This is a genomic window from Actinomadura sp. HBU206391 (assembly GCF_014323665.1).
In the GTDB taxonomy this organism is placed as follows: domain Bacteria; phylum Actinomycetota; class Actinomycetes; order Streptosporangiales; family Streptosporangiaceae; genus Actinomadura_C.
In genome coordinates this window covers 1-2521 of the sequence record NZ_JABVEB010000474.1, presented here as the reverse complement: position 1 = coordinate 2521, position 2521 = coordinate 1, and the positions used below count along the sequence as shown (strand labels likewise).

General features: G+C 71.0%; 1 protein-coding gene and 1 pseudogene. Both read right to left on the bottom strand.

What is annotated here, in order from left to right; all coding sequences use genetic code 11:
• Positions 1 to 20: 20 nt before the first annotated feature.
• Positions 21 to 377 carry a hypothetical protein gene (locus tag HKK72_RS38490; protein WP_187239308.1) on the bottom strand — a complete coding sequence of 119 codons (357 nt, stop codon included), beginning with the start codon at positions 375 to 377 and terminating at the stop codon, positions 21 to 23.
• A pseudogene (locus HKK72_RS38485) lies at positions 328 to 2400 on the bottom strand (glycosyl hydrolase family 95 catalytic domain-containing protein). Before HKK72_RS38485 ends, HKK72_RS38490 begins: the two are co-directional and overlap by 50 nt.
• Between the last annotated feature and the right edge of the window lie 121 nt (positions 2401 to 2521).

Here is a 2521-nt window from a genome sequence, read left to right as displayed (position 1 = left end):
GGGCCTGCGGGTCATCGCGCCTAGCGGACGTAGATCGCCGGCTGGGCCGGGGCGGCCATTCCGTTGCCGATGAAGAAGCTCGGGTGCGGCGGCTGGTTGTAGGCGGTGTTCTGCCAGGCCAGCGCGACCCGGTACTGCGGATCGTGCAGGAGCGTGAAGATCTTGCGGTCGGTCACGTCCCTGGTCGTGTGGATCCGCAGCCTGGTGTTGTCGCTGGTCCGCCAGACGACCTCCTCACGCCAGTCGCCGAGGAGGTCGCCCGACAGCGCGGGGGTCGCCTTGGTGCCGTTGTTCGAGGCCACTCCCGAGCCGGTCAGCAGCCGGGTCTCACCGCCGGTCCCCGTACTTGTCGATCCTGGTGGCGGCGACGAGCTCACGGACCGGGTCGGCGTCCCACCAGGCCAGGAAGTTGATCGACGAGGGCCTGCGGCCGACGACCTATCCGGAGGGGCTGCGGACACCGTCGACGGCGGCGGACCAGGATTCGGCGCCGGCGCTGCCGGCCCAGATGTCGCCGGACACTCCGCGGCCGTTGTCCCCGCTGGCCGGGGTGCTCCAGAGAATCTGACCGGTACGCGCGTCCGCGAGCCACGAGCTGGGCTTGCTGGCGTCCTCGCCGACCTTGAAGACCTCGAGGCCGGAACGACTGGGATTCAGATCGCCGACGTGCATCGCGTCGCCGTGGCCGTTCCTCGTGGTCCACAGGCCGTTGCCGTTGTCGTCGACCGCCATCGCGCCGTAGACGATCTCGTCCCGGCCGTCCTGGTCGACGTCGGCGACCGACAACTGGTGGTTGCCCTGCCCGTCATAGCCCCTGCCGGTGTTGGTGGAGCTGCTCGAGTCGAAGGTCCAGCGCCGGGTGAAGGCGCCGTTCCGCCAGTCCCACGCGGCGATCACCGTACGGGTGTAGCAACCGCGGGCCATGAAACCGGTCTTCCACGACCGGCTCCACCCGGGCGCCCAGCCGGAGCCGTCGCCCTCCCTCGCGGTCAGCGACACCTTCGCCGCCTGGGCGTACGCCGGGGTGGTGACCGGGGAGATCTGGCTGCCGGGATGTAGCGCGTACAGATGCGAGACGTGCCGGTGGGTGTCGGCCGGGTCGTCGAGATCCTCCTTCCACTCCTGCAGCTGACCCCATGACCCGACCCGCAGCCCGGGGTCGAGCTTCGACAGCGCACGCCCGAGCCCGGCCCGGAATGCGGTGTCGCCGCCGTGCACCTTGCCGGCCGCCAGCACGTTCGTGAACAGGTCCCACACGATCTGCTGCGACATCGACGTCGCGGCGGTGAACTTGCCGTGCTCGGGCGAGTACGACGGCACCGCCACGAGCGTGCCGTCGCGCGGATCGGCGACGAGGAAGTCCAGCCAGAACTCCGCGGCCTCCCGCATGATCGGGTAGGCCCTGCTCCGCAGGAACGCCCGGTCGCCGGTGAACTCGTAGTGCTCCCACAGATGCCGGGTGAGCCACGCCGCCGCCTCGGGGAACCAGAACGCCGTCGGCCAGTCGTGCACGCCGGTGAAGTCGAACGCGTTGGTCTCGTTGTTCACCACCCATCCGTCGGCGTCGAAGATCACCTTGGCGCTCTGCCGCCCGCGCGGCCGGAGTCCGTCGATGAACTCGAAGAGCGGGCCGGTCGTCTCGGTGAGGTTGGTGACCTCCGCCGGCCAGTAGTTCATCTGCGGGTTGATGTTGGGGTGGTAGTCGCCGCTCCACGCCGCCGACGTGTCCTTGTTCCACACCCCCTGCAGGTTGGCCGGCAGCGAGCCCGCCCGCGAGGAGCTGATCAGCAGATACCGGCCGTACGCGAACATCAGCGCCTCGAGCGCGCGCTCCGAGGGACTCGAGCCGCCCGTGTACGCCTTCAGCAGCTGATCCGTCGGCACGGTCGGCGGCCGCTGCCCGAGGTCGAGCCGGACCCGACCGAACAGTTCCCGGTAGTCGGCCTCGTGCCGTGCGAGCAGCCTGCCGTACGGCTTCGCGGCCGCGGCGTCGAGCCTGGCGGTGACCCTGGCGTGCGGGTGGTCGCCCTTGTAGTCGGAGAGGCGATGGACATGGTCGGTGCCGGCGGTGAGCAGCAGCGTCACCGCGTCGGCGGCGGTGACCGTGACGTGGTCGGCCGCGTCGGTGCGGGTGCCGCCCTCGGCGAGTACCTGGAGCCTGCGCGCCTCGGCGAGCGCCGTCGGCCGTGGCGACTCCCACACGCCGCCGGTGTGGGCGGGGTCCTCCCCCGGCCCGCCGGTCCACAGTGACTTCTCGTTGAACTGCACGCGCTCCTGGCCGATCCCACCGAAGATCATGGCGCCGAGGGCGCCGTTCCCGATCGGCAGTGCCTCGGACTCCCAGTCCGAGGCGGGCCTGTCGTACCAGAGCGTGAGCGTTCCGGTCGGTGGTGCCGTCACGCCGCGCGGCGGCGTTCGCCGGCGCCGCGGGCAGGCCGGTCGCCGCGAACGCCCCGGTCGGCAGGCCGGCCGCCGCGAGCGCCGCGGCGGTGGTGATGAAGGTCCTTCTTCGCATGATCTC